Source organism: Chryseobacterium sp. JM1 (assembly GCF_000737715.1).
Lineage (GTDB): Bacteria > Bacteroidota > Bacteroidia > Flavobacteriales > Weeksellaceae > Chryseobacterium.
The window spans coordinates 231,343-252,288 of sequence record NZ_JPRN01000001.1 but is presented as its reverse complement, the minus strand read 5'-3'; the positions used below and the strand labels follow the sequence as shown (position 1 = coordinate 252,288).

The following is a 20,946-nucleotide window of genomic DNA, read 5'->3' as shown; positions in this document are numbered from 1 at the left end:
ACATAGCATCAAATGATTCAATTTTGTGAAAACTTCAGAATTTCTTCAGAATGTATGTATTGTTTAGGTGCAAATAAAAGCGCCAATGAAAAAACTACTTATCATTTTCAGTTTTACTGTTATGCAGTGTATGTACGGTCAGGATACGGTGAGTATTAAAAAAAATACTGAAGAGGTTTCTTCTGAGAAAAATCCTTTAGATGTAGGAGAGCTTAAAATCAATCTTAATGCTAAAGGCGACAAATGGTTGAAATTCGGTATTTCCAGCCAGATCTGGCTCCGCAGTATAGATAACAACCCCGGAACACTGGTGAACGGAGTTCCTCAGGAACAAACCTACGATGCCAGTATCAGAAGAATGAGACTGATCATTCAAAGCCAGGTCACTCCGTTTTATTCTGTCTTTTTACAGATGGGAATCAATAACCAGAGTTTTATTTCAGGCGGCGGAACCGGTACCGGAAACAATGGAGCCGGAAAAAAAGCACCTTTCTTTTTTCATGATGCTTATAATGAATTCGCAATTATTCCAAGAAATGATTTCCAGACAGGAAAACCGAACAAAAATAATCTATACCTAGGCGCAGGACTCCACTCATGGAACGGGGTAAGCAGAATGACCAACGCCAGTACCACCAAAATGCTCGCGGGTGACATTCCTGTTTTCAATTTTCCAATGATAGAAATAGCCGATCAGTTTTCAAGACAGCTGGGAATTTTTGTCCATGGTGAACTGGATAGAATTAATTACCGTTTCAGTGTTAACAAACCTTTTGCGACCAGTTTGAAACCAACCATAGGAGGTGCAGCTGTAGACAATAACCAAAGTGGAAAACTGTCTTACGCCGGATATGCCTTCTATCAGTTTTTTAACAAAGAAACTACGGTGACTTCTTTCCTCCCGGGAAATAATTTAGCTACAAAAAAAGTATTGAATCTTGGAGCCGGTTTTTACACCAATAAAGAGGCAACTCAGTCTCAGCCTTCTGAAAATGTTTTCGAATCTCATGATGTGAATATTCTGGGCGCAGATGTTTATACAGAATTTCCCGTAGGAGATAAAAGCAAGGAAATGGGATTAACACTATATTCTGTTTTTTACAATTATAATTACGGTCCCAATTATTTAAGAGTAAGCGGTCTTTTGAATCCTGGAACTCCCAACGCAGATTTCATGGGACAAAAAGCACTGGAAGGTGCCGGAAACAACAGGGTTTTGATGGGAACGGGAAATATCTGGTTTTCGCAGATGGGTTTTGTGCTTCCGAAATTCAGTAAAATCCTGAAAGTTCAGCCATTCTTCAATTATGCCCTGAAAGACATGAAAGCGCTTAACCAGAGTGGAAGTTATTATGACATTGGAGCCAATTTCTATCTCTACGGTCAAAACGCAAGAATCGTTGCCCAATACAGCAGCAGACCACTTTATGATCTTACATCCAAAACAATTTTTGACAGAAAAGGTGAATTTTTACTGTCTTTTCAAATCGTACTTTAAAAAATTTAATATCTTACTCATATGAATACTACTCAAATTACAACTGCTCAAAGGATCAAAGCCATTGTGGGTGGTTCCGTAGGAAACCTGGTCGAATGGTACGACTGGTACGCTTACGCTGCTTTTGCGATTTATTTTTCCAACTCCTTTTTCCCGGATTCCGACCTGAATGCACAGCTGATGAATACAGCAGGAATCTTTGCTGTAGGCTTCCTGATGCGTCCTATCGGAGGCTGGATCTTCGGAAGTATTGCAGATAAGATCGGGAGAAAAAAAGCAATGACGCTTTCTGTTTTGCTGATGTCTTTCGGTTCGCTGCTTATTGCACTTACCCCAACTTACAAAACCATAGGAATTTTGGCTCCTGCCCTGTTATTAATTGCCAGACTATTACAGGGATTAAGTGTCGGTGGGGAATACGGTGTTTCTGCAACCTACCTCAGCGAAATGGCATCGGAAAACCGGAGAGGGTTTTATTCAAGCTTTCAGTATGTGACACTTATTGGCGGGCAGCTGATCGCATTGGGAATTCAGTTGATTCTGCAGAAACTGCTTTTAACGGAGACTCAGCTTGAAGAATGGGGCTGGAGAATTCCATTCGTCATCGGAGCTTTGCTTTCTGTTATTGCTTTGTATTTAAGAGCCAATCTTCACGAAACAGAAGCTTTTGAAAATAAAAAAGAGGTTAACGATAAGAAAAAAGGAACCGTTACAGAACTACTGAAACATCCTAAAGCCTTACTTACCGTAATTGGACTTACTTTAGGAGGAACTCTGGCCTTTTACACGTATACTACCTATATGCAGAAATTCTTGGTGAACACCGTTCATCTTACCAAGGAACAATCTACCCTGATCTCCTTTATTTCACTATTTATATTTGCCTGTCTGCAGCCTGTATTCGGAGCATTGTCAGATAGAATCGGGAGAAGACCACTGCTTTTAGGTTTTGGAATTTTGGGAACATTATTTACAGTTCCTCTTCTCACCGCTTTAAGCACAACTACTTCGATGTGGACGGCGTTTTTCCTGATTATGGCAGCGCTTATTATTGTCAGCGGCTATACTTCTATCAATGCTGTTGTCAAGGCGGAACTCTTTCCTTCTGAGATCAGAGCCCTGGGAGTAGGTCTTCCGTATGCCCTTACAGTGGCTATTTTCGGAGGAACGGCAGAGTATGTAGCCCTTTGGTTCAAGCAGGCGGGAACAGAACAGTATTTCTACTGGTATATCACCGGATGTATTTTATTTTCTCTGATTGTGTATGCCGGAATGAAGGATACAAAAGAAAACTCTTCACTGGATAAAGATTAACATCAACAGCTATAAAAACCGGGCGCCGCAGATTCTCTGCGGCGCCCATTTTATTTTTAGTGGTAAGCCTTTTTAAATTTCTCTACCATACTGTCCAGGTTATGACGCTGAACATACACGCTTTTTATATCCTGATATCTCGGCGATTTGTAAAAAACCTCATGGAAATCCATGCTTCCGTTTCCTACTTTCACTACTTTCTGTACATCGATATTCAGTTTTTTCAGCTCGTCTTTAAAGACTTTAAATTCATCTTGTATATTGCTCATTTATATTTTTTGGATTTTAGTTAAAAATTTCAACTTTACACTTCATACCCTTCGGCAAGCCGGGGCATCCTCTTAATTAGTAATAAAATTAGTGAATTTTCCAATATAATCATCAGGTAAATACTATTTTTTTATTGAAATTAATGATTTTATAGGGATTTTACATTTTCCCAGAATAATCAGATCATTTTAAATGGCAAAAATTCCATAGAAAACTTATAGGTAAGGCCTATTAATTCAGGAAAAAACAGTGAAAAAGCAGACATTCTTAAGATTGACATGAATCAGACATAACATGATATTTTTCAGCTCAATAATTTGAAAAATTGTTGTGAAATCTGTTGAAATAGAGTGAATAGACCCGTTTTTTAATACCTTATGGTTTAAATTGAAGGTTTTCAGGAAGGAGAAAGATGATTGATGAATGTTTTTACTGTTTGAAAATTAACCTGTTGGAGAAACGCAAAGACACAAGGATTAATTAAAATGTGGATATTTTAAGGCGCAAGAAAATCTAAGATTTTTAGCAAGGATGATGATGAGATTGCTTCGTCGCTGTGCTCCTCGCAATAACAGCAGTATCAATTTTATCGGAGATAAAATCATTGCGCCTTAAAACATATGAATAGAAAAAAATCTTTGCGCCGTTGCGTTTTACCAAAATTCAGAAAATAAAGAAATACTTGATGAGATTGCTTCATTCTTCGCAATGACATCCGATTAATAACTGTTTTAGAATAATAAAAAACTTTGTACCGCTGCGTTTTCACCAACATTCAGAAAATAATTTAAAACATTCTGTAACATTTTAAAAAAGTAGGTCTCTAAAAGGCATATTCACCTTAAAATTTTATAATCATGAAAAAATACAGAATCTTCTTTATCCTGATGTTAGTTTTTGCCGCAGCATGCAATATATTCGGGCAGACCAAAACCTATCCTTTTGAAGTCAAAAAAACAGGACACGGCAAACAGACCATTATTTTTATTCCTGGTTTTGCTTCTTCGGGAGACGTTTGGAATGAAACGGTATCCAAATTTGATAGAAAATTTTCCTGCTATGTTTTAACCATGAAAGGATTTGCAGGCGTACCACCATTGGCTGATGCCAGTTTTAAGGACTGGGAAAAAGAAATTGCAGCTTATATCAAGGATCAGAAAATTGACAAGCCCATCATCATTGGACACAGTATGGGAGGCGGCCTGGCGATGGCACTGGCGGCAGATTATCCGGAACTCATTGCAAAAATAGTGGTTGTAGATACGCTTCCATGTTTAGCGGCATTATCGGATCCGAATTTCACATCTAAAGAGAATAATGACTGTACCTCAACAATCAATTCATTGAAAGGTATGAGTGATGAACAATTTAAACAGATGCAAACCGCTACTATTCCACGCCTTGTCGCTGATCCAGCTATGCAGGAAACCGTGATTGGCTGGAGCATGAAATCCGACCGGACTACTTTTGCCAAAATGTACTGCGATTTCTCGAACACAGATTTGCGCGAAAAAATAAAAACGATTCAATGTCCTTCGCTTATCCTTCTGGAATCTTATTTTGTTAATTTTAAGCCGGCTATTGAAAATCAATATAAAAATTTAAAAAATGCAGATATGAGGTATGCTTCTAAAGGACTTCATTTTATCATGTATGACGACAAAGAATGGTACTTTGAACAGTTGAATAACTTTTTATCCTCCAAATAATGGTATTTGAAGATATATACGAACTGTACTGGCAGAAGATATTCCGTTTATGCATGGGATATGTAAACCATTCTGAACTGGCACAGGATCTCGCTCAGGAAACCTTCATTATTGTCTGGCGGCAGCTTCCGAAATTCAGGAATGAATCCAGCATTGGAACATGGATCTTCAGAATTGCTTCGAACAACTGTTTAAAACAGATTGAAAAGGAAAAAAGATTTACGAAAGCGGAACTTCCCATTCATCTCGAAGAAAAAAGACAGGAATCTATGGAACCGCAGATCCAGCTGCTGTATCAGTTTATTTCGGAGCTGCCTGAAACGGACAGGATTATTATTTCGCTGGAACTGGAAGAAGTGAAACAGGCAGAAATTGCGGGAATCGTGGGACTTTCGGAATCCAACATCCGGGTAAGGATTCACAGGATAAAAGAAAAATTAACAAAAAGATTCAAAGAAAATGGCTACTAATATAGATTTTAAAAACCTCTGGCAACTGCAGACTGCCGAGAAACCGAGTATAGAAGAACTGCTTGGAAGGCTTAAGAAATTCAAAAACGAAAACTTAAGAAGATTATTGGTTACCAATGTTTTGCTGATCCTCACCAGCCTATTCATAGGATTTATATGGTATTATTATCAGCCTCAGTTTCTCTCTACCAAAATCGGAATTGTGCTGGTTATTCTGGCCATGCTTATTTTTCTTTTTGCTTATAATAAGCTGTTCAGCCCTATTTATAAACTCGACAGCACTCAAACGAATGCTGAATATTTACAGAGTTTGTATTCACTGAAGAGTAAGCAGAAATTTATGCAGACCACGATGCTGAACTTATATTTCATCATGCTCTTCGCAGGAATCAGTCTGTATATGTATGAATACGTGTCAAGAATGGAAATGATGTATGCCGTTTTAACGTACGGGCTCACTTTTTTATGGATAGCTTTCAACTGGTTTTATTTAAGACCGAAAACCATCAGGAAACAGCAGGGAAAACTGAATGGATTAATTCATAAATTCGAAGAAATAAACCAACAGTTAAAAGAACAATAGATTTGCTCACAAAAACCAAATTCAAGTTTTTTTACTCACATTAAATACATTCAGATGAGCAATACCAACACAGATCACTGGGAAAACGTATATGAAACCAAAAATCCGGACCAGGTAAGCTGGACTCAGGAAAAACCACAGACTTCACTTGATTTCATTCATTCCTGTGGATTGGGCAAAGAGGCCAAAATCATTGATATCGGAGGTGGAGACAGTAATCTTGTTGATTTTTTACTGGATGAAGGCTATGAAAACATCACAGTTCTCGACATTTCATCAAAGGCTCTGGAAAAAGCAAAGGTAAGATTGGGAGATAAAGCTCAAAAGGTAAAATGGATTGTATCTGATATTACTGAATTTAATACGGATGAAACTTATGATATCTGGCATGACCGGGCAGCATTTCACTTTCTGACAACATCTGAACAGATTCTGAAGTATACATCCATCGCAAAGAAAAATATACAGGGATTCATGATTATAGGAACTTTTTCAAAAAATGGCCCGACCAAATGCAGCGGACTTGAGATTCAGCAGTATGATGAACAATCAATGGCTGCTGAATTTGAATCAGATTTTGAAAAAATAAAATGTCATACCGTAAACCATACAACACCTTTTGATACCGTACAAAATTTTGTGTTTTGCAGGTTTAAGAAAATATAATACGTTTTAAACTTTTATTTATTGAATTTTAATCGCAATTCATGCTAAATAACTGTTTTTCATTTATATATTAATTCATCGTTTTAATTAGATTTTAAAAGCTAATTTCACTATTTAACAATCAATAAGTTATAAAATACAACGATTTACTGATTATTTTATTTATTTTTAATACACCACAATTTAAATAATATATTCATGAAAAAACTACTATTAGTTATTGCTTCAGGTTTACTCTGCACCAATCTCTACTCGCAGAAGCTGGAACCTCAGGAATGCGGAACAGATGAACTGATGCGGAAACATTACGAAAGGTATCCGGAACAGAAGGCTCAGGATGACGCTTTTAATTTAGAAATATCCAAACTGATCAAAAGCGGAAAATTCGCTAAGACTATCAACAAAAAGCTGGTTTATGAAATTCCGGTGGTGGTCCATGTAGTAAGTGATGGAAGTGCTATAGGAACCGTAAATAACAAATCAGATGCTGATATTACTGCATGGGTAAATTATACGAACGGCGTTTTCTCAGGGAGTTCAACCAGCGGTATGGCCGGAACCAGTGCTGTATTGCCGGTGAAATTTGTTTTTGCTAAAGTGAATCCAAGCTGTGCCCCTACGAACGGAATTAACAGAATCAATGCCTCTCATCTTCCAAAATATGTAAGCGGAGGCGTCAATGATGACAATACCACCAATGCAGTAGCTGCTACCGAAATCACAGCCTTAGGGATGTGGGACACCAGCAAATATTACAATATCTATGTCGTGAAGAAACTAACCTCCAATGCAGGAGCACTGAATGGATATGCTTACTATCCGGGAGGCAGCAGGGACTATTCTTTTATGGCAACCAGCGCTTCTGCAGTGAACAAGCAGACCTTAGCCCATGAATTCGGGCATGCTCTGGGACTTCGCCATACTCATGAAGGCTATACTGAGTCTACAGGCGCGTGCCCAACCAATACCGATTGTACCTTGCAAGGGGATCTGGTTTGCGATACCGAACCTATGAAAAGTCTTTATCATTCGTCGGTTCCAAGCAGCTGCCAGACAGGACAGATTAATCCATGTACCAGTGCGACTTATGCAGGTGGTGAGAGAAATGTCATGGCCTATACTTATTGCTTCAGAGATCTATTTACTTCGGGGCAGGCAGACCGTGCAACAGCGCAACTTCTGCAGTACAGACAGTCTTTGATCAACTCTCCCGTTGCTTCCTCTACTACCCCTAATAACAGCACTGTTTTAACCACAGCCTGTGCCCCGACTTCCATCACGAATCCCGGAGGATCTAATATCGGAATCACTTCTGTGAAATTTGGGGATATCAATAATTATTCTTCCAACTACAAACAGGCTTCCAATAATTTCTACGAAAATTTTACCGGAAATTACTGCGCAGGCGTTTCCAAAACGACAATCCCCGGCGGTACAGCAACAACCCTTACTGTTACACCCGGAACCAACAATGCACATATTATCAAAGCGTATATCGATTACAACAACGACGGCCAGTTCAATGAAACGACTGAACTTGTGCTTAATCAAAGTGGAATCAGCAACGGTTCTGTAGCCACAGCATCAGTAACTCCTCCTGCAACGGCTGTAGCAAATACAGCTTTAAGAATGAGAGTTATTGGTGAGTTTAACGGGACTGCGGTTACGGCTTGCTATACTCCAAAATATGGACAGGTGGAAGATTATTCGGTCATTATTAACCGTCAGAGTCTGTTAGCTGTTGAAAATGTAGCCAAAGTAAATGCTACAGAAATCACTAAAGACGAGAATTCTGTATACATAAAAAGTGATCTGAAAATTTCCTCACTTCATATTTATGATGCTTCAGGAAGGCTTCTTACCGGCAGAACAGATATCCAATCTTCTGAATTCAGATTTTCTGTAAATGAAAAGAATACGATTTTAACGGTAACTGCGGTTCTGGAAAATGGAAAAGTGGTCACTAAGAAATTAAAATTCTAAAGGGAATATTCAAATAAAAGAGTCCGTCTCACAGCTAGTGAAAACGGACTTTTTTTATGTTTTTATTGACCATTTATTTTGAGAATGATTTTCGTATAAAGGATTCTCAGCTTAACATCGTCAAGTTGTATTTTTTTATTATTAGTCATTATGATTCTATAAAAAAGGAAAGACTTCTACAATAAAAAAATCACTAAAGCAATGATTATCTAAAGAAACAAATGAATAGTTAAAAAAAAATAACACTATGGCATCATGAATTTAAATAAACAACAATAAACACCAACAACACGTTAAAAAATAACACATAAGCCAAAAAAAACTTAATAATATTCACGAAAAATATTTTATTATTTTTTATAATTTCGCAAAAAGAACTCAAGTTGAAAAAATTAATTATCACTCTCACATTTATTTTTTCGTTTTTACTATGTCGTGCACAAGATTCAATAAAAACATCTTCTCAAATCATCACAAAAGACACTAAGATTGGGCTCGCTCTCAGCGGAGGGGGAGCAAAAGGTTTTGCCCATTTGGGAATTCTGCAAATAATAGATTCGTTGGGAATTAAGGTGGACTATATTACCGGAACAAGCATGGGAGGAATCATGGGAGGATTATATGCTATGGGATACAGTGGAAACCAATTAAAAAACATTGTTTATTCTACAGATTGGAAAAGAGTTTTAAGTAATAAAATTCCTTATAATAAAGTAAACATTAGTGAAAAAGATGAGTACAATAAATATATTTTAGAATTTCCCGTCATCAGGGGATTGCCCACATTGCCGAGTTCATATATAGAAGGGCAGTATATGTCTGAAATACTCAACACTCTTACTTTCCCGGCAAAGCACATTAATGATTTTAATAAACTTCGTATTCCTGTAGAGCTTACCTCTTCTGACATTATAAACGGAGGTCTTGTTATGCAGAAAAAAGGTTCTCTTGCATTGGCTATACGTTCCACATTGGCTATTCCGGCTGCCTTTGCACCTGTATATATTGATGGAAAACTATTAGTAGATGGAGGGTTAGACCGTAACTTCCCTGTAAAAGAGGTTAAAGATATGGGAGCCAACTATATCATTGGTGGCTATACGGGATTTAGACTTTTCACAAAAAAAGAGATTGAAAATCCTATGAAAATGATTTATCAAACGCATGCTTTCCATTCTGTCCAGGATTTCAATGAACAAAAGAAAATGTCAGATATTTTAGTAGACTTTGTTGCCCCTCTTAATGATTATACGACTAAAGATTTCAAAAATTACAAAGAAATTATTAAAATCGGAGAATTAGAAGCACATAAACATCTTCCGGAATTTATTGCATTAGCCAATGAACAACGCAAACAGGGAATTATTTTTGACCATACAATGATTGAGGAAATAAAGAAACCCACCGTAAAGTTTACCTATAGTGAAGATAACGGAACTCCGATAGAAAATCAAGAAGAAATTGGAAGTATACGACACTTAATGGGGCTTAAGGAAGGTTTTTATTATGATGCAAAAACAACAAATGAATCTATTGACCGGGTTTTTGGAATGAGACAGTATGATAAGGTGTATTATACGTATACTGATTCCGAAAAAGGACTCGTCATGAATATTTTTGTAAAACGTGTAAAAAAAAGTGCGTTTAAACTAGCCTTACATTATGATAACGAACAATCTGTAGGAATCATAGTCAATTATACGTACAGAAATATTGAAAAAAAGCTTCGTGCTTTGGCTACTTTAGATATTTCTGAACGCTTCAAAGGTCGTATTCAGTTTCAAAAATTTCTGGATAACAGCTTTCGCTGGTGGATCAGTGCCGAAGGGAGTGCATCTCATCTTAAAAGCAATGATTTTATTCTTCGATTAACGAATGACTATTCTGATGAAACAAGCAATATTAATCCATCAAATTATATTTACCGAAATATCAATACCAATACAGCTATTAACTATAAGATCACATCTAATTCAATGGCTTCATTTGGAATTGAATATAACACCGAAAAAATAAATCGATCTATAGACCGAATAGGTGAGTTTATAGCAGGTAATTATGATAAAAAAGTATATCAGCACAACAATTTAGGTGTATTTTTTAAAATAAATCAAAATAGTTTAAATGAAAGATATTATCCTACTTCAGGTAATAATCTGCAAATAATGACAAAATATTATTTTTCTAATCAATACAACTTATATGACCTAAACAATATACAGCCATCATTGTACAGTTATTTAGATCCAGCTAATTCTTATTATTTTACTCCAAAAAATATGATCAGCCTTGCAATTAACGAAAATTTCATCATTCCTGTCACTAAAAAGGTTTCCGTAAAAACTAATGCATTTTTAGGCGCTCATTTCTCATCAACACATAAGGAAAATGAAGATCAGTCGCCTTATCTTTTTTTAAATCAAAAATATAACCTTGGTGGAAGTGAGTATAATTTTAGCGGTGTTAATCCAGAATTTAATGGATTCAGACAAAAAGAAATTCCTATCAACTCTATAGCAAAACTTGGATTGGACGTTCAATATAACCTATACAAAAGGTTTTATCTTACACCATCTTTTCATTACGGTAAAGGAGGAAGCGAGCTTTCACCTTTTAAAGACAGTTCAGATATCTTTGGGTATGGTATGAATCTAGGGTATGAATCCATTTTAGGTCCCATCAATATTAATGTATCAAAGAATAATATTATTAACTTTTGGAGGGTATATTTCAGTATAGGTTTTAAGTTTTAATTAAAAATAAAATTTACAATAAGGCCATCAAATTATAGGACCTAATGATAAACAATATAAAAAATCTCCCGGATCAATATTTTTAATCAATAGCTATAAACTTGTAATGAGAACCTATCAACAATCAGTTGATCTATGAATTCTGTTCTTCTTCCAGTTCCACTTCATGTCTCAGCTGTGCTTTATACAAGGTAGCGTAGTATCCGTTCTGATCAAGAAGTTCCAAATGTTTTCCTTCTTCTACGATTTTTCCATGCTCCATGACAATGATTTTATCCGCCTTTTCAATGGTGGAAAGTCTGTGTGCAATGATAATTGAGGTTCTGTTTTTAGTAATTTTTTCTGTCGCTTTCTGGATCAGTTTTTCACTTTCATGATCTATTGAGGAAGTCGCTTCATCCAGAATCAGGATTTTAGGATCTGATAAATACGCTCTCAGGAAGGACAACAGCTGTCTCTGCCCTAAAGAAATAGAGGAACCTCTTTCGCTTACTACAAAATCATAGCCGCCCGGAAGCTGCTCGATGAATTCGTCCACTTCAATCTCCTTTGCTCCTGCTTTGATTTTTTCCAAAGTAATGGTGTCATCACCAAACGCAAGGTTTTCAAAAATACTTCCGTGGAAAAGAAACACATCCTGCAACACCACACCTATATGACTTCTCAGGTTATATAGTTCGTAATCCTTTAGATCAACATCATCAATAACGATTCTTCCGGAATTAATATCATAAAGCCTTGTGATCAAGCTGATAATCGTAGATTTCCCAGCACCTGTAGCTCCTACAATAGCAACTGTTTCTCCGGGATTTACTTTAAAATCAATTCCCTTAAGTACTTCCTGCTTCTCATCATAGGCAAAACGTACGTTCTCAAATTCAATTTTACCGTCAAAATGATCTTTTTTCACGGTTCCCGTATTCGGCATTGCGTAATCTTCATCCATCACACCCAATACTCTTTCTGCCCCTACAATTCCTCTCTGGATATTATTGAAACGGTCTGCAATCTGTCTTAACGGACGGATTAGCATAGAAATATATTGAATAAATGCAATAACAACACCTGCACTGATCGTGATATATCCGCCATAGAAAAGAATAAATCCGATGAATAATGAAGAAATCAATTCTACGACCGGAAAGAATAGTGAGAAGATAAAAACTGTTCTCAACAAGGCCGTTTTCAGCGTAATATTAATATCATCAAATCTTTTAAATTCAGCGCCCTGTCTGTTGAATACCTGAATAATAGACATTCCCGCTAATCTTTCCTGAACGAAAGAGTTCTGATTTGCAGTCCAGGTTCTCTCGTCTCCGAAAGCTTTTTTCAGCCTTTTCTGGAAAAATCTGGTGATCACTACCATTAAAGGAAGAATCGCCAATGTTATATAACTCAGGTGAACATTCGTACTGAACATCATTACAAGAACGAATACAATTCTCAAAATGTCTCCGAAAACCATCAGGAAACCGTCGGTATAAACGGTAGCAATAGTTTCCACATCCCCTACAGCACGGGTCACAAGCTGCCCGATAGGTGTTTTATCAAAGAATGAGGTTCTGAAATAGATCAGCTTCGCATACAGCCTCTCACGAATATCACGGATAACGTTCTGCGAAATATAGTTGGAAAAATAAACCAGGAAAAAGTTTAAAATAGTCTCAGCAAAAACCAAACCTACCAGAATATAGATATGCTTCATCATCAAAGCCTTGTCCTTCAGCTTGGTGATGTCATTATCCACCACTTCCATGGTAAGATAAGGCCTGTAGGTAGAAACTATGGACAGTATGACGGAAATTATTAAAGTAAGGATGAACCAGGAACGGAATTTCATTCCAATAAAGAACAGCCTCTTAACAATTCCCCAGGTATCTTGTTTTTTCATTGTACGGGTTGAAGAAAGAATTTAAAATTCTATGCAAAAATAAGACTTTATAATTTGACAGCCTTTACAACTTCATCAATTCGTTATAGAAAATTTCAGATAAGAGTTATTTACAGTATGAATATATCAAGCACAGTTTTTCAGCCTTTTTCACCATAGATTTAGTCGTTCCGGTTTATAATTTCTCCGGCTTATTCTAATGACTTCAGAAGTTGGCTGAGACACTCGAAGCCAACATATCCGGTGATTTCGAGTGCCTCAGTGACCTGACTTTAGATCATCAAAATTTTATAAATTCTCCTTCCCTATTTTTTCGATTTCCATAGAAGGTTTATTCATATGCTCCTTCACAAATTTTCTTTCAAGAAGGTGATAAACACCATACACGGCTGCAATGGAAATAATCCAGCTGACAATATTAACGATAGAAAAGCCTGTATAATTGACTCCCTCCAGAGCATCCGGATCGGTAATTCCCTGATAAATTCCATAGGAAAAACCAAAAAACAATTGCGTTCCCAGATACACTGCAATGGCCAAAAGCCCATAGTGCCATTTTGTTTTTCCGAACCTTTCGGCAAGCTGTGCGTAATATCGGTAGGCTCCGATAAGAATAAAAATTGATAACATAATTCGTGTTTTTATCATAGCAGAAATTCAGGCCTTTCCTGAATTCATCATACGTTCAGTACTTTTCTATTTCCACCAGAGAACACTTTATGCTAAAGAAAGGGGATGTAAAGAATCTTTTCATGGAAATAGTTATCCTGCTAAAATAACAAATTTTTCTGTATTGTGAACAAACAGAATACTATACAGAAACGTTGAAATGATTAGATGGATTCTCTAATGACTAAAATTCATAGCCCACATCTACAAGAAACAGTCCGTGTCCGGGAGCAGAAGTTCCGGCAGCATTACGGTGTTTATCTTCAATGATTTTACGCAAATCTTCAGGCTTAATCTTACCACTTCCTATTTCCACCATGGTTCCTACAATAGCACGCACCATATTTCTAAGGAAGCGGTTGGCTGAAACCGTAAACTTAAGTTCTGTTCCATCCTGCTCCCATTCGGCTTTGTACATTTTGCAGATATTGGTTTTGTTGTCCGTTTTTAATTTAGCGAAACTTGTAAAATCCTCATATTCAAACAGAATTTTGCAGGCTTCGTTCATTTTTTGAATATCCAGCGGTCTTTTCCAGTGCTGCCACGCTGATTCCTGAGTGAACGGATTTTTGGCAAGAGAAATATAATATTCATACGTTCTGTACGTCGCATCAAAACGCGCATGGAAATCATCTTTCACCTGAAACATCCTTTTTATGCTGATATCGGGAGGCAGAAAACTGTTCAGTTTATAAGGAAGGTTGATCACATCCACTTCTTTTTCGGTATCGAAATGGGCAAATATTTTTTTGGCGTGAACACCGGTATCCGTTCTTCCGGCACCTGTGGTTTTGATTTCTTCCCTTAATATCGTGGAAAGTGCTTTTTCCAGTTCTTCCTGTACAGAAATGGCATCCGGCTGTATCTGATAACCGAAATAATTTTTGCCATTGTAAGAAAATTCAATAAAGTATCTCAATGCATTAAAATAACTCCACAAAAATACTTTAATTTAATGAAATATTTGTTGAAAAGTCTTTGAGAATATTACACAAAATCCTTATGAAAATTCCTATTTTTGCAAACGTATGAAAAGATGGTACCTTTATCCTTTTTCCCTTGGTTATCATTTGGTAACGGGTATCCGAAACACAATGTATGATCTGGGAGTTTTTAAGACGACTAAGTTCAAGACCCCGATAATCAATGTCGGAAACCTTTCTGTGGGCGGAAGCGGAAAATCGCCTATGGTGATGTATCTTGCCCAATACCTGTCCAAACACTACAGAACAGGCGTACTTTCACGTGGGTACGGAAGACTGAGCAAAGGCTACGAAGTAACGAATTATGACAGCAATTATAAAGTCGTGGGCGATGAAGCCATGCAGCTTTTTGAGCGCTTCAAAAACCGTTTCGTTATTGCTGTTTCAGAAGAAAGAGTTCCCGGAGCTAAAAAAGTGATCGAAGATATGGACCTGGATGTCCTTGTTCTTGACGATGCTTTACAGCACAGAGCAATCAAAGCCGGATTCAATATTCTGATGACTGATTTTAATGATCCTTATTTCAAAGACCACCTTCTTCCGGGCGGAGATTTGAGAGAATCCCGAAACGGTGCCAGCAGAGCAGACATCATCATGGTCAGCAAATGTCCTGATGAACTTACCGAAGAAACCAAACGATATTATATCTCGAGGATAAGACCTTCTCACAACCAGAAAGTTTTCTTTTCCTCTATTGGCTACGATGAAAATGTATACGGAAGAGAAAAAATGCTTCCGGATAACAACCTGAATTATTACGACATCCTTCTGATCACTGGAATTGCCAATCCTAAACCTCTTCTTGAGCATCTGGCCAAATTCTCACAGCGGGTTAAGCATTTAAAATTCAGGGACCACCATAATTTTACGGATGATGACATCAAAAAAATCATCGCAGAATATAAAAAATTAGGAGAATACAAACTGATCCTGACGACGGAGAAAGATTATGTACGTCTGAAAACTTTTGATTATCTTAGAGAAATTATTTACTACTGGCCGATCAATGTCATCATTGATAAAAAGGAAGAATTCAACCAAATCATCTTAGATTATGTTAGAAAAAATTAAGCAGACTGCAGATTTCATTCACAATATTATCAAAGAAACTCCGGATTTTGCGATCGTTTTAGGATCCGGACTGGGAAAACTGCAGGACGAAGTGGAAGCCATTCACGTTCTGGAATATCCTGAAATCCCCAACTTCCCACAAACTACCGTTGTCGGACATGGCGGAAAATTAATTTACGGAATCCTCGAAGGCAAAAAAGTTTTAATGATGAGCGGACGCTTTCATTACTACGAAGGCCACTCCATGGAAACCGTGACTTTTCCGATACGAGTTTTTCATCTTTTGGGTATTAAAAACCTGATCCTTTCCAATGCCTGTGGCGGTGTCAATCCTGCTTACAGCGTGGCAGATATCGTTATTTTAAAAGATCATATCAATATGATGCCTGAACATCCGCTTCGTGGCAAAAATATTGAATCGTTCGGACCCCGTTTTGTGGATATGAGCGAGCCTTACAACAGAAAAATGATCGAAGTAGCTGAAAAAGCCGCTGCCGAACAGCATATTACAATTCATCAGGGCGTTTATGTAGCCTTACAGGGACCTACCTTTGAAACCCCTGCAGAATACGGAATGATCAAAGCCATCGGCGGCGATATGGTGGGAATGAGCACCGTTCCTGAAGTAATTGTCGCCAGACACATGTCAATGGATGTCTTCTGTATCTCCGTGATTACAGACCTGGGCGGACCTGATATTGCGCTTGCCGTTTCTCATGAAGAAGTTCTGAATGCAGCCAATAAAGCCATGCCGAATGTGATTGCTGTGGTGAAAGGCCTTATCAGAAACTATCCATAAGTCTTTATAGAAATTTTCAATTCATAAATTTTTCCTAATTCATCAGAAATCAATCCCAGATTGCATTTCATTGTTTAGATTTGTATAAATGAAATTGAAAGAATGAAAAAGTTAGCATTCATTTTTATGATCAGTATTTTCGGATTGAGCTATGCACAACAGCAGCCGAAAGTACTTAAAACCTCTTTCTCCAAGGAAGCTTTAGTACAGAAGCTGGAAGATGAGGAAGGGAAAAATATTACTATTCAGCAGATTCTTGATCAGCATAAAGGAAAAGTTTTAGTCATTGATTTCTGGGCCGGATGGTGCAGAGACTGTCTAAAAGCACTTCCGAAAGCGGAAGAACTTGAGAAAAACAATCCCAATGTAGATTTCGTATTCCTGTCCCTGGAAAGATCAAAAGAAGGTTTTGATAAAAGTCTGGACCGATTCAATATGAAAGATAAGGACAATTACTGGTTTGCTTCAGGATGGAAAAATGATTTCAACAATTACGTTGACCTGAACTGGATTCCAAGATATATGGTCGTGGATCAGAAGTCTTCTATTGCAAAATATTACGCGATTTCTCCCGAAGATCCGGAGATCCAGGAAACCATAAACCGTCTTTCAAAATAATGATTACAAGAGAAGCTACAGAACAGGATCTGAAGGTCCTTTTAGAATTTGAACAGGGAATTGTCCTTGCAGAAAGACCATTTAACAGCACGTTGCATGATGGAGAAATTCATTACTACGATCTGCTTCAACTGATCAAGTCTGAGGATTCCTTAGTATTGGTCACGGAAGAGAATAACGAGATCATCGCATCCGGTTATGCCAGAATTAAAGAACCAGGAAATGATTATTCTAACTTCGACCGATATGCTTATCTTGGTTTTATGTACGTAAAGCCTGAGCACAGAGGAAAAGGAGTGAACAAATTAATTCTTGACGAACTGATCAATTGGTCAAAATCCAAAGGTCTTTCTGAAATAAGACTCGATGTCTATTCCCAAAATGAATCTGCTGTAAAAGCTTACGAAAAGGCCGGATTTGATTCATTATTGGTCACCATGCGAATGAAAACATAATGAACAGCTATTCTTCCGGATAAGAACTTTCTGTTTTTTACAGTCAGGAAGTTTGAAGCTGGAAGATGGAAGTTATCGCAGCTCGCCAGAAAAACTGTAGGACAGTTTTATTTCTTTTTTCACCAAATATTCAAATTTAAGGTGAGTGTTTAAAAATTTTGTCCAAAAGTAACTTCCCGCCTCCCTCTTCCTGCTTCCAGCCTATCATGTTAAGTTTTTTATCTCAAACTCCAATTAATTATAATTTAATTCAAAATAAATGAATCCATATCTTTGCGGTATGGATTCTTCTTTTCCCACCCGTAAAATTATTCATGTCGATATGGACGCATTTTATGCTTCCGTGGAACAGCATGATGATCCTTCGCTTAAGGGGAAACCTATTGCGGTAGGAGGAGAACACCGTGGTGTAGTTTCGGCGGCGAGTTATGAAGCACGAAAATATGGTGTACGTTCTGCTATGCCCAGTAAAACCGCTAAAGAGAAATGTCCTCATATTATTTTTGTCCCACCTCGTTTTGCACGTTATAAGGAAATCTCCATACAGATCCGGGAAATTTTTCATGAATATACAGATCTTGTAGAACCTCTTTCTTTGGATGAGGCCTATCTGGATGTCACCGAAAATAAAAAAGATATAGAATCTGCCAATCAGATCGCTAAGGAAATCCGTCAGAAAATATTTGAACAGACCGGATTGACTGCTTCTGCAGGAATTTCCGTGAATAAATTTCTGGCGAAAGTGGCTTCCGATATTAATAAACCGAACGGACAAAAAACCATTCATCCTGATCGGATTGAAGGTTTCCTTGAAGAACTTTCTGTCGAAAAATTTTATGGCGTAGGAAAGGTTACAGCTAACAAAATGTTTAGTTTAGGCATTTATAAAGGAAAAGATTTAAAGAAAAAATCGCTTGAAGAATTGGTAAGGCTTTTCGGAAAATCGGGTGGCTATTATTACAATGTGGTCCGTGGTATTCATAATTCCGAAGTGAAACCTCATCGCATCCAGAAAAGCGTTGCCGTAGAAAGGACCTTTTTTGAAGATCTTTTTGATGACCAGGAAATTAATGACAAGCTGGAACATTTAAGCCAGGAACTCCATCAGCGTCTGCAAAAGAATAATATCCTCGGCAGAGCTTTGACTTTAAAAATTAAATACAAAGACTTTTCACTTTTTACAAGAAGCTTTACGAAGGAGGACTATTTCACTTCTCCTGAGCAGTATTTCAATACCGGAAAAAAACTTTGGGAACTCAGGCCTTTCGATAAGCCTGTAAGATTATTGGGTCTGTCCCTCTCCCATCTCAACACGGAAGAGAAAAAGCAGGTTTCTATTCAACTAAAAATCCCGTTCGAGGAATTTGAGAATCAATAGATAAAAATTTTTCACTATCTTGTAGGAAACCAACCCAAATCACAACCTATGAACGCGACAATGATTCAATTTTTCCACTGGTATTCTGAAGGAAACGGAAAATTATGGAAAGAAGCAGAAAAACAGGCAGCCCATCTGGCAGAATTGGGAATCACCTCGGTATGGTTTCCTCCTGCTTATAAAGGCACGAACGGAGGTTACTCGGTAGGTTATGACGCTTATGATCTGTATGACCTTGGAGAGTTTGATCAGAAAGGAAGTCTTCCTACCAAATACGGAACCAGAAATGATTATTTAAAAGCCATCAAAGCCTTAAAAAAACAGAATATCGGAGTCATTGTTGATATCGTTCTGGGCCACAAGGCTGGCGGTGATGAACTGGAGAAGTTTAAAGCGGTAAAAGTTGATGAAAACAACAGGGAAAAAATTATTTCAGACGTTATCGAAATAGAATCCTACACTCAATTCACTTTTCCCGGAAGAGGAAAAAAATATTCAGATTTTGAATGGAATTTCACATGTTTCAGCGGTGTGGATTTTGCCGAAGGTATGGATTCCCACATCTATAAAATACAGTCTGAATACGGTAACGACTGGGAAGAAATGATTGATGATGAGAAAGGAAACTACGACTATCTGATGTACAACGACATCGAGCACCGTAATCCGTTTGTTCGTGAAGAGCTCAATACCTGGGCTGAATGGTATTTTAACCTGACTGATTTCGACGGGGTAAGACTGGATGCCTTAAAACATATTTCTTTTGATTTTTATAAAGAATGGCTGACGATGCTTCGCTCCAATTCCGGAAAAAACATTTTCGCAGTCGGAGAATACTGGGCTCCCGGACAGCTGAATCTGCTTCAGAAATATATTGATGTCACGGAAGGATGCATGAGCCTTTTTGACAGCTCACTTCAGAATAATTTCCACACCGCTTCCAACGAAGGCGGATCCTATGATCTCCGAAGAATTTTTGATGAAACGCTTACCCAGGCGGATCCTATGCATTCTGTAAGTCTTGTGGATAATCATGACACGCAGCCTTTGCAGGACCTTGAAGCTCCGGTAGAATCATGGTTTAAACCATTGGCTTATGCTTTAATTCTGCTTAGGGAGAATGGTTACCCGTGTGTATTTTATCCTGATCTTTATGGTGCTCATTATATCGATAAAGGCGGAGATGGTAATGATCAGGAAATTTTCCTGGAAAAAGTAGACGGCATTGAAGAACTTCTCATCGCAAGGAAAGATCATGCTTACGGTGAACAGAGGGATTATTTCGAAGATGCTAACTGCCTTGGATGGACGCGCGAAGGAGATGACGAACATTCCGGATGTGCTGTGGTCCTAAGCAATAAAGAAGCTTACAGCAAACCTATGGAAATGGGAAAACGTTACGCTGGTAAAAAATTCTATGATCTACTTAAAAGAATAGAAGATGAAGTAATCATTGATGAGAACGGATGGGGAAATTTCCCGGTTCCTGCAGGGAATGTGAGTGTCTGGATTTCTGAATAACCTCATAAATAAAAAACATACATGACCGGATGATCATCTCTTGGGTCATGTATGTCTTAATTATACTGATACGATCGTTCTTAGCAGAATATGTATCGGCAATTCTCCATATTGATGGCCCATTCGCAACAGAAGCCATCTTCGTTGGAAGTACAGCATACCCTGTCACGGATAGGTCCTCCTCCTTTTAAGTTCTTAAGTTCCTCCCGATTTAATTTTCGTGCATTTGATTTCATAGTTAATATGTTTTAAGATTTGTTACTCAAATATAAATAAAATATCATCATAGCATTGAAAATTATTCACAAATACATG

General features: G+C 37.6%; 19 protein-coding genes. 14 read left to right on the top strand and 5 right to left on the bottom strand.

The features are described 5' to 3' along the window. Positions 1-85 precede the first annotated feature (85 nt). A complete protein-coding gene (locus IW22_RS01065; protein WP_131401665.1) occupies positions 86-1,498 on the top strand; it encodes a porin in 1,413 nt (470 codons plus the stop codon). Positions 1,499-1,519: 21 nt separating this feature from the next. Then, entirely contained in the window at positions 1,520-2,812 is a 1,293-nt protein-coding gene (locus IW22_RS01060; protein WP_034723451.1) for an MFS transporter, read from the top strand. Positions 2,813-2,868: 56 nt separating this feature from the next. Here IW22_RS01060 and IW22_RS01055 read toward each other — a convergent pair whose 3' ends face one another. Further along, positions 2,869-3,081 carry a hypothetical protein gene (locus IW22_RS01055; protein WP_034723449.1) on the bottom strand — a complete coding sequence of 71 codons (213 nt, stop codon included), beginning with the start codon at positions 3,079-3,081 and terminating at the stop codon, positions 2,869-2,871. Positions 3,082-3,939: 858 nt separating this feature from the next. Between IW22_RS01055 and IW22_RS01050 the strand changes: the two genes are divergently transcribed. The 6 genes from IW22_RS01050 (at position 3,940) to IW22_RS01025 (ending at position 11,246) form a co-directional block, all read left to right on the top strand. Then, the gene (locus tag IW22_RS01050; RefSeq protein WP_034723447.1) at positions 3,940-4,791 is read left to right on the top strand and encodes an alpha/beta fold hydrolase; all 852 of its coding nucleotides are present in this window, start codon (positions 3,940-3,942) and stop codon (positions 4,789-4,791) included. Further along, complete coding sequence (locus tag IW22_RS01045) at positions 4,791-5,261, top strand: RNA polymerase sigma factor (RefSeq protein ID WP_034723445.1); 471 nt, start codon at positions 4,791-4,793, stop codon at positions 5,259-5,261. The genes IW22_RS01050 and IW22_RS01045 overlap by 1 nt, the downstream gene beginning before the upstream one ends. Continuing rightward, the gene (locus tag IW22_RS01040; protein ID WP_034723443.1) at positions 5,251-5,844 is read left to right on the top strand and encodes a hypothetical protein; all 594 of its coding nucleotides are present in this window, start codon (positions 5,251-5,253) and stop codon (positions 5,842-5,844) included. Before IW22_RS01045 ends, IW22_RS01040 begins: the two co-directional genes overlap by 11 nt. A 54-nt stretch (positions 5,845-5,898) precedes the next feature. Beyond that, positions 5,899-6,510: a class I SAM-dependent methyltransferase gene (locus IW22_RS01035; RefSeq protein ID WP_034723441.1), complete on the top strand. Its 612-nt coding sequence runs from the start codon at positions 5,899-5,901 to the stop codon at positions 6,508-6,510. Positions 6,511-6,708: 198 nt separating this feature from the next. Next, positions 6,709-8,493, top strand: coding sequence for a GEVED domain-containing protein (locus tag IW22_RS01030; RefSeq protein WP_034723439.1), 1,785 nt, complete (start codon positions 6,709-6,711; stop codon positions 8,491-8,493). Positions 8,494-8,876: 383 nt separating this feature from the next. Further along, positions 8,877-11,246: a patatin-like phospholipase family protein gene (locus IW22_RS01025; RefSeq protein WP_034723437.1), complete on the top strand. Its 2,370-nt coding sequence runs from the start codon at positions 8,877-8,879 to the stop codon at positions 11,244-11,246. A gap of 133 nt (positions 11,247-11,379) precedes the next feature. Here IW22_RS01025 and IW22_RS01020 read toward each other — a convergent pair whose 3' ends face one another. The 3 genes from IW22_RS01020 to truA all read right to left on the bottom strand — a co-directional run bounded on the left by IW22_RS01020 (position 11,380) and on the right by truA (position 14,746). Continuing rightward, positions 11,380-13,137 (bottom strand): ABC transporter ATP-binding protein, encoded by a 1,758-nt coding sequence (locus IW22_RS01020; RefSeq protein ID WP_034723435.1) that lies wholly within the window; start codon positions 13,135-13,137, stop codon positions 11,380-11,382. Between the two features lie 288 nt (positions 13,138-13,425). Beyond that, the gene (locus tag IW22_RS01015; RefSeq protein ID WP_034723434.1) at positions 13,426-13,767 is read right to left on the bottom strand and encodes a hypothetical protein; all 342 of its coding nucleotides are present in this window, start codon (positions 13,765-13,767) and stop codon (positions 13,426-13,428) included. Between the two features lie 223 nt (positions 13,768-13,990). Then, positions 13,991-14,746, bottom strand: a complete 756-nt coding sequence (truA, locus tag IW22_RS01010; RefSeq protein WP_228383969.1) for a tRNA pseudouridine(38-40) synthase TruA — start codon at positions 14,744-14,746, stop codon at positions 13,991-13,993. Positions 14,747-14,834: 88 nt separating this feature from the next. Between truA and lpxK the strand changes: the two genes are divergently transcribed. From lpxK to IW22_RS00980, 6 genes are all read left to right on the top strand, one after another. Beyond that, the gene (gene lpxK / locus IW22_RS01005; RefSeq protein WP_034723432.1) at positions 14,835-15,860 is read left to right on the top strand and encodes a tetraacyldisaccharide 4'-kinase; all 1,026 of its coding nucleotides are present in this window, start codon (positions 14,835-14,837) and stop codon (positions 15,858-15,860) included. Further along, positions 15,844-16,659 carry a purine-nucleoside phosphorylase gene (locus tag IW22_RS01000; RefSeq protein ID WP_034723431.1) on the top strand — a complete coding sequence of 272 codons (816 nt, stop codon included), beginning with the start codon at positions 15,844-15,846 and terminating at the stop codon, positions 16,657-16,659. The genes lpxK and IW22_RS01000 overlap by 17 nt, the downstream gene beginning before the upstream one ends. Positions 16,660-16,761: 102 nt before the next feature. After that, positions 16,762-17,277 carry a TlpA family protein disulfide reductase gene (locus IW22_RS00995; protein WP_034723429.1) on the top strand — a complete coding sequence of 172 codons (516 nt, stop codon included), beginning with the start codon at positions 16,762-16,764 and terminating at the stop codon, positions 17,275-17,277. Beyond that, positions 17,277-17,732, top strand: a complete 456-nt coding sequence (locus IW22_RS00990) for a GNAT family N-acetyltransferase (RefSeq protein WP_034723427.1) — start codon at positions 17,277-17,279, stop codon at positions 17,730-17,732. The genes IW22_RS00995 and IW22_RS00990 overlap by 1 nt, the downstream gene beginning before the upstream one ends. A 280-nt stretch (positions 17,733-18,012) precedes the next feature. Further along, entirely contained in the window at positions 18,013-19,110 is a 1,098-nt protein-coding gene (gene dinB / locus IW22_RS00985; protein WP_034723426.1) for a DNA polymerase IV, read from the top strand. 48 nt (positions 19,111-19,158) lie between these two features. Further along, positions 19,159-20,631 carry an alpha-amylase gene (locus tag IW22_RS00980; RefSeq protein WP_034723425.1) on the top strand — a complete coding sequence of 491 codons (1,473 nt, stop codon included), beginning with the start codon at positions 19,159-19,161 and terminating at the stop codon, positions 20,629-20,631. Positions 20,632-20,711: 80 nt separating this feature from the next. Here the strand turns inward: IW22_RS00980 and IW22_RS24280 are convergent, their stop codons facing one another. After that, entirely contained in the window at positions 20,712-20,867 is a 156-nt protein-coding gene (locus IW22_RS24280; RefSeq protein ID WP_165571853.1) for a hypothetical protein, read from the bottom strand. Positions 20,868-20,946: the final 79 nt, after the last annotated feature.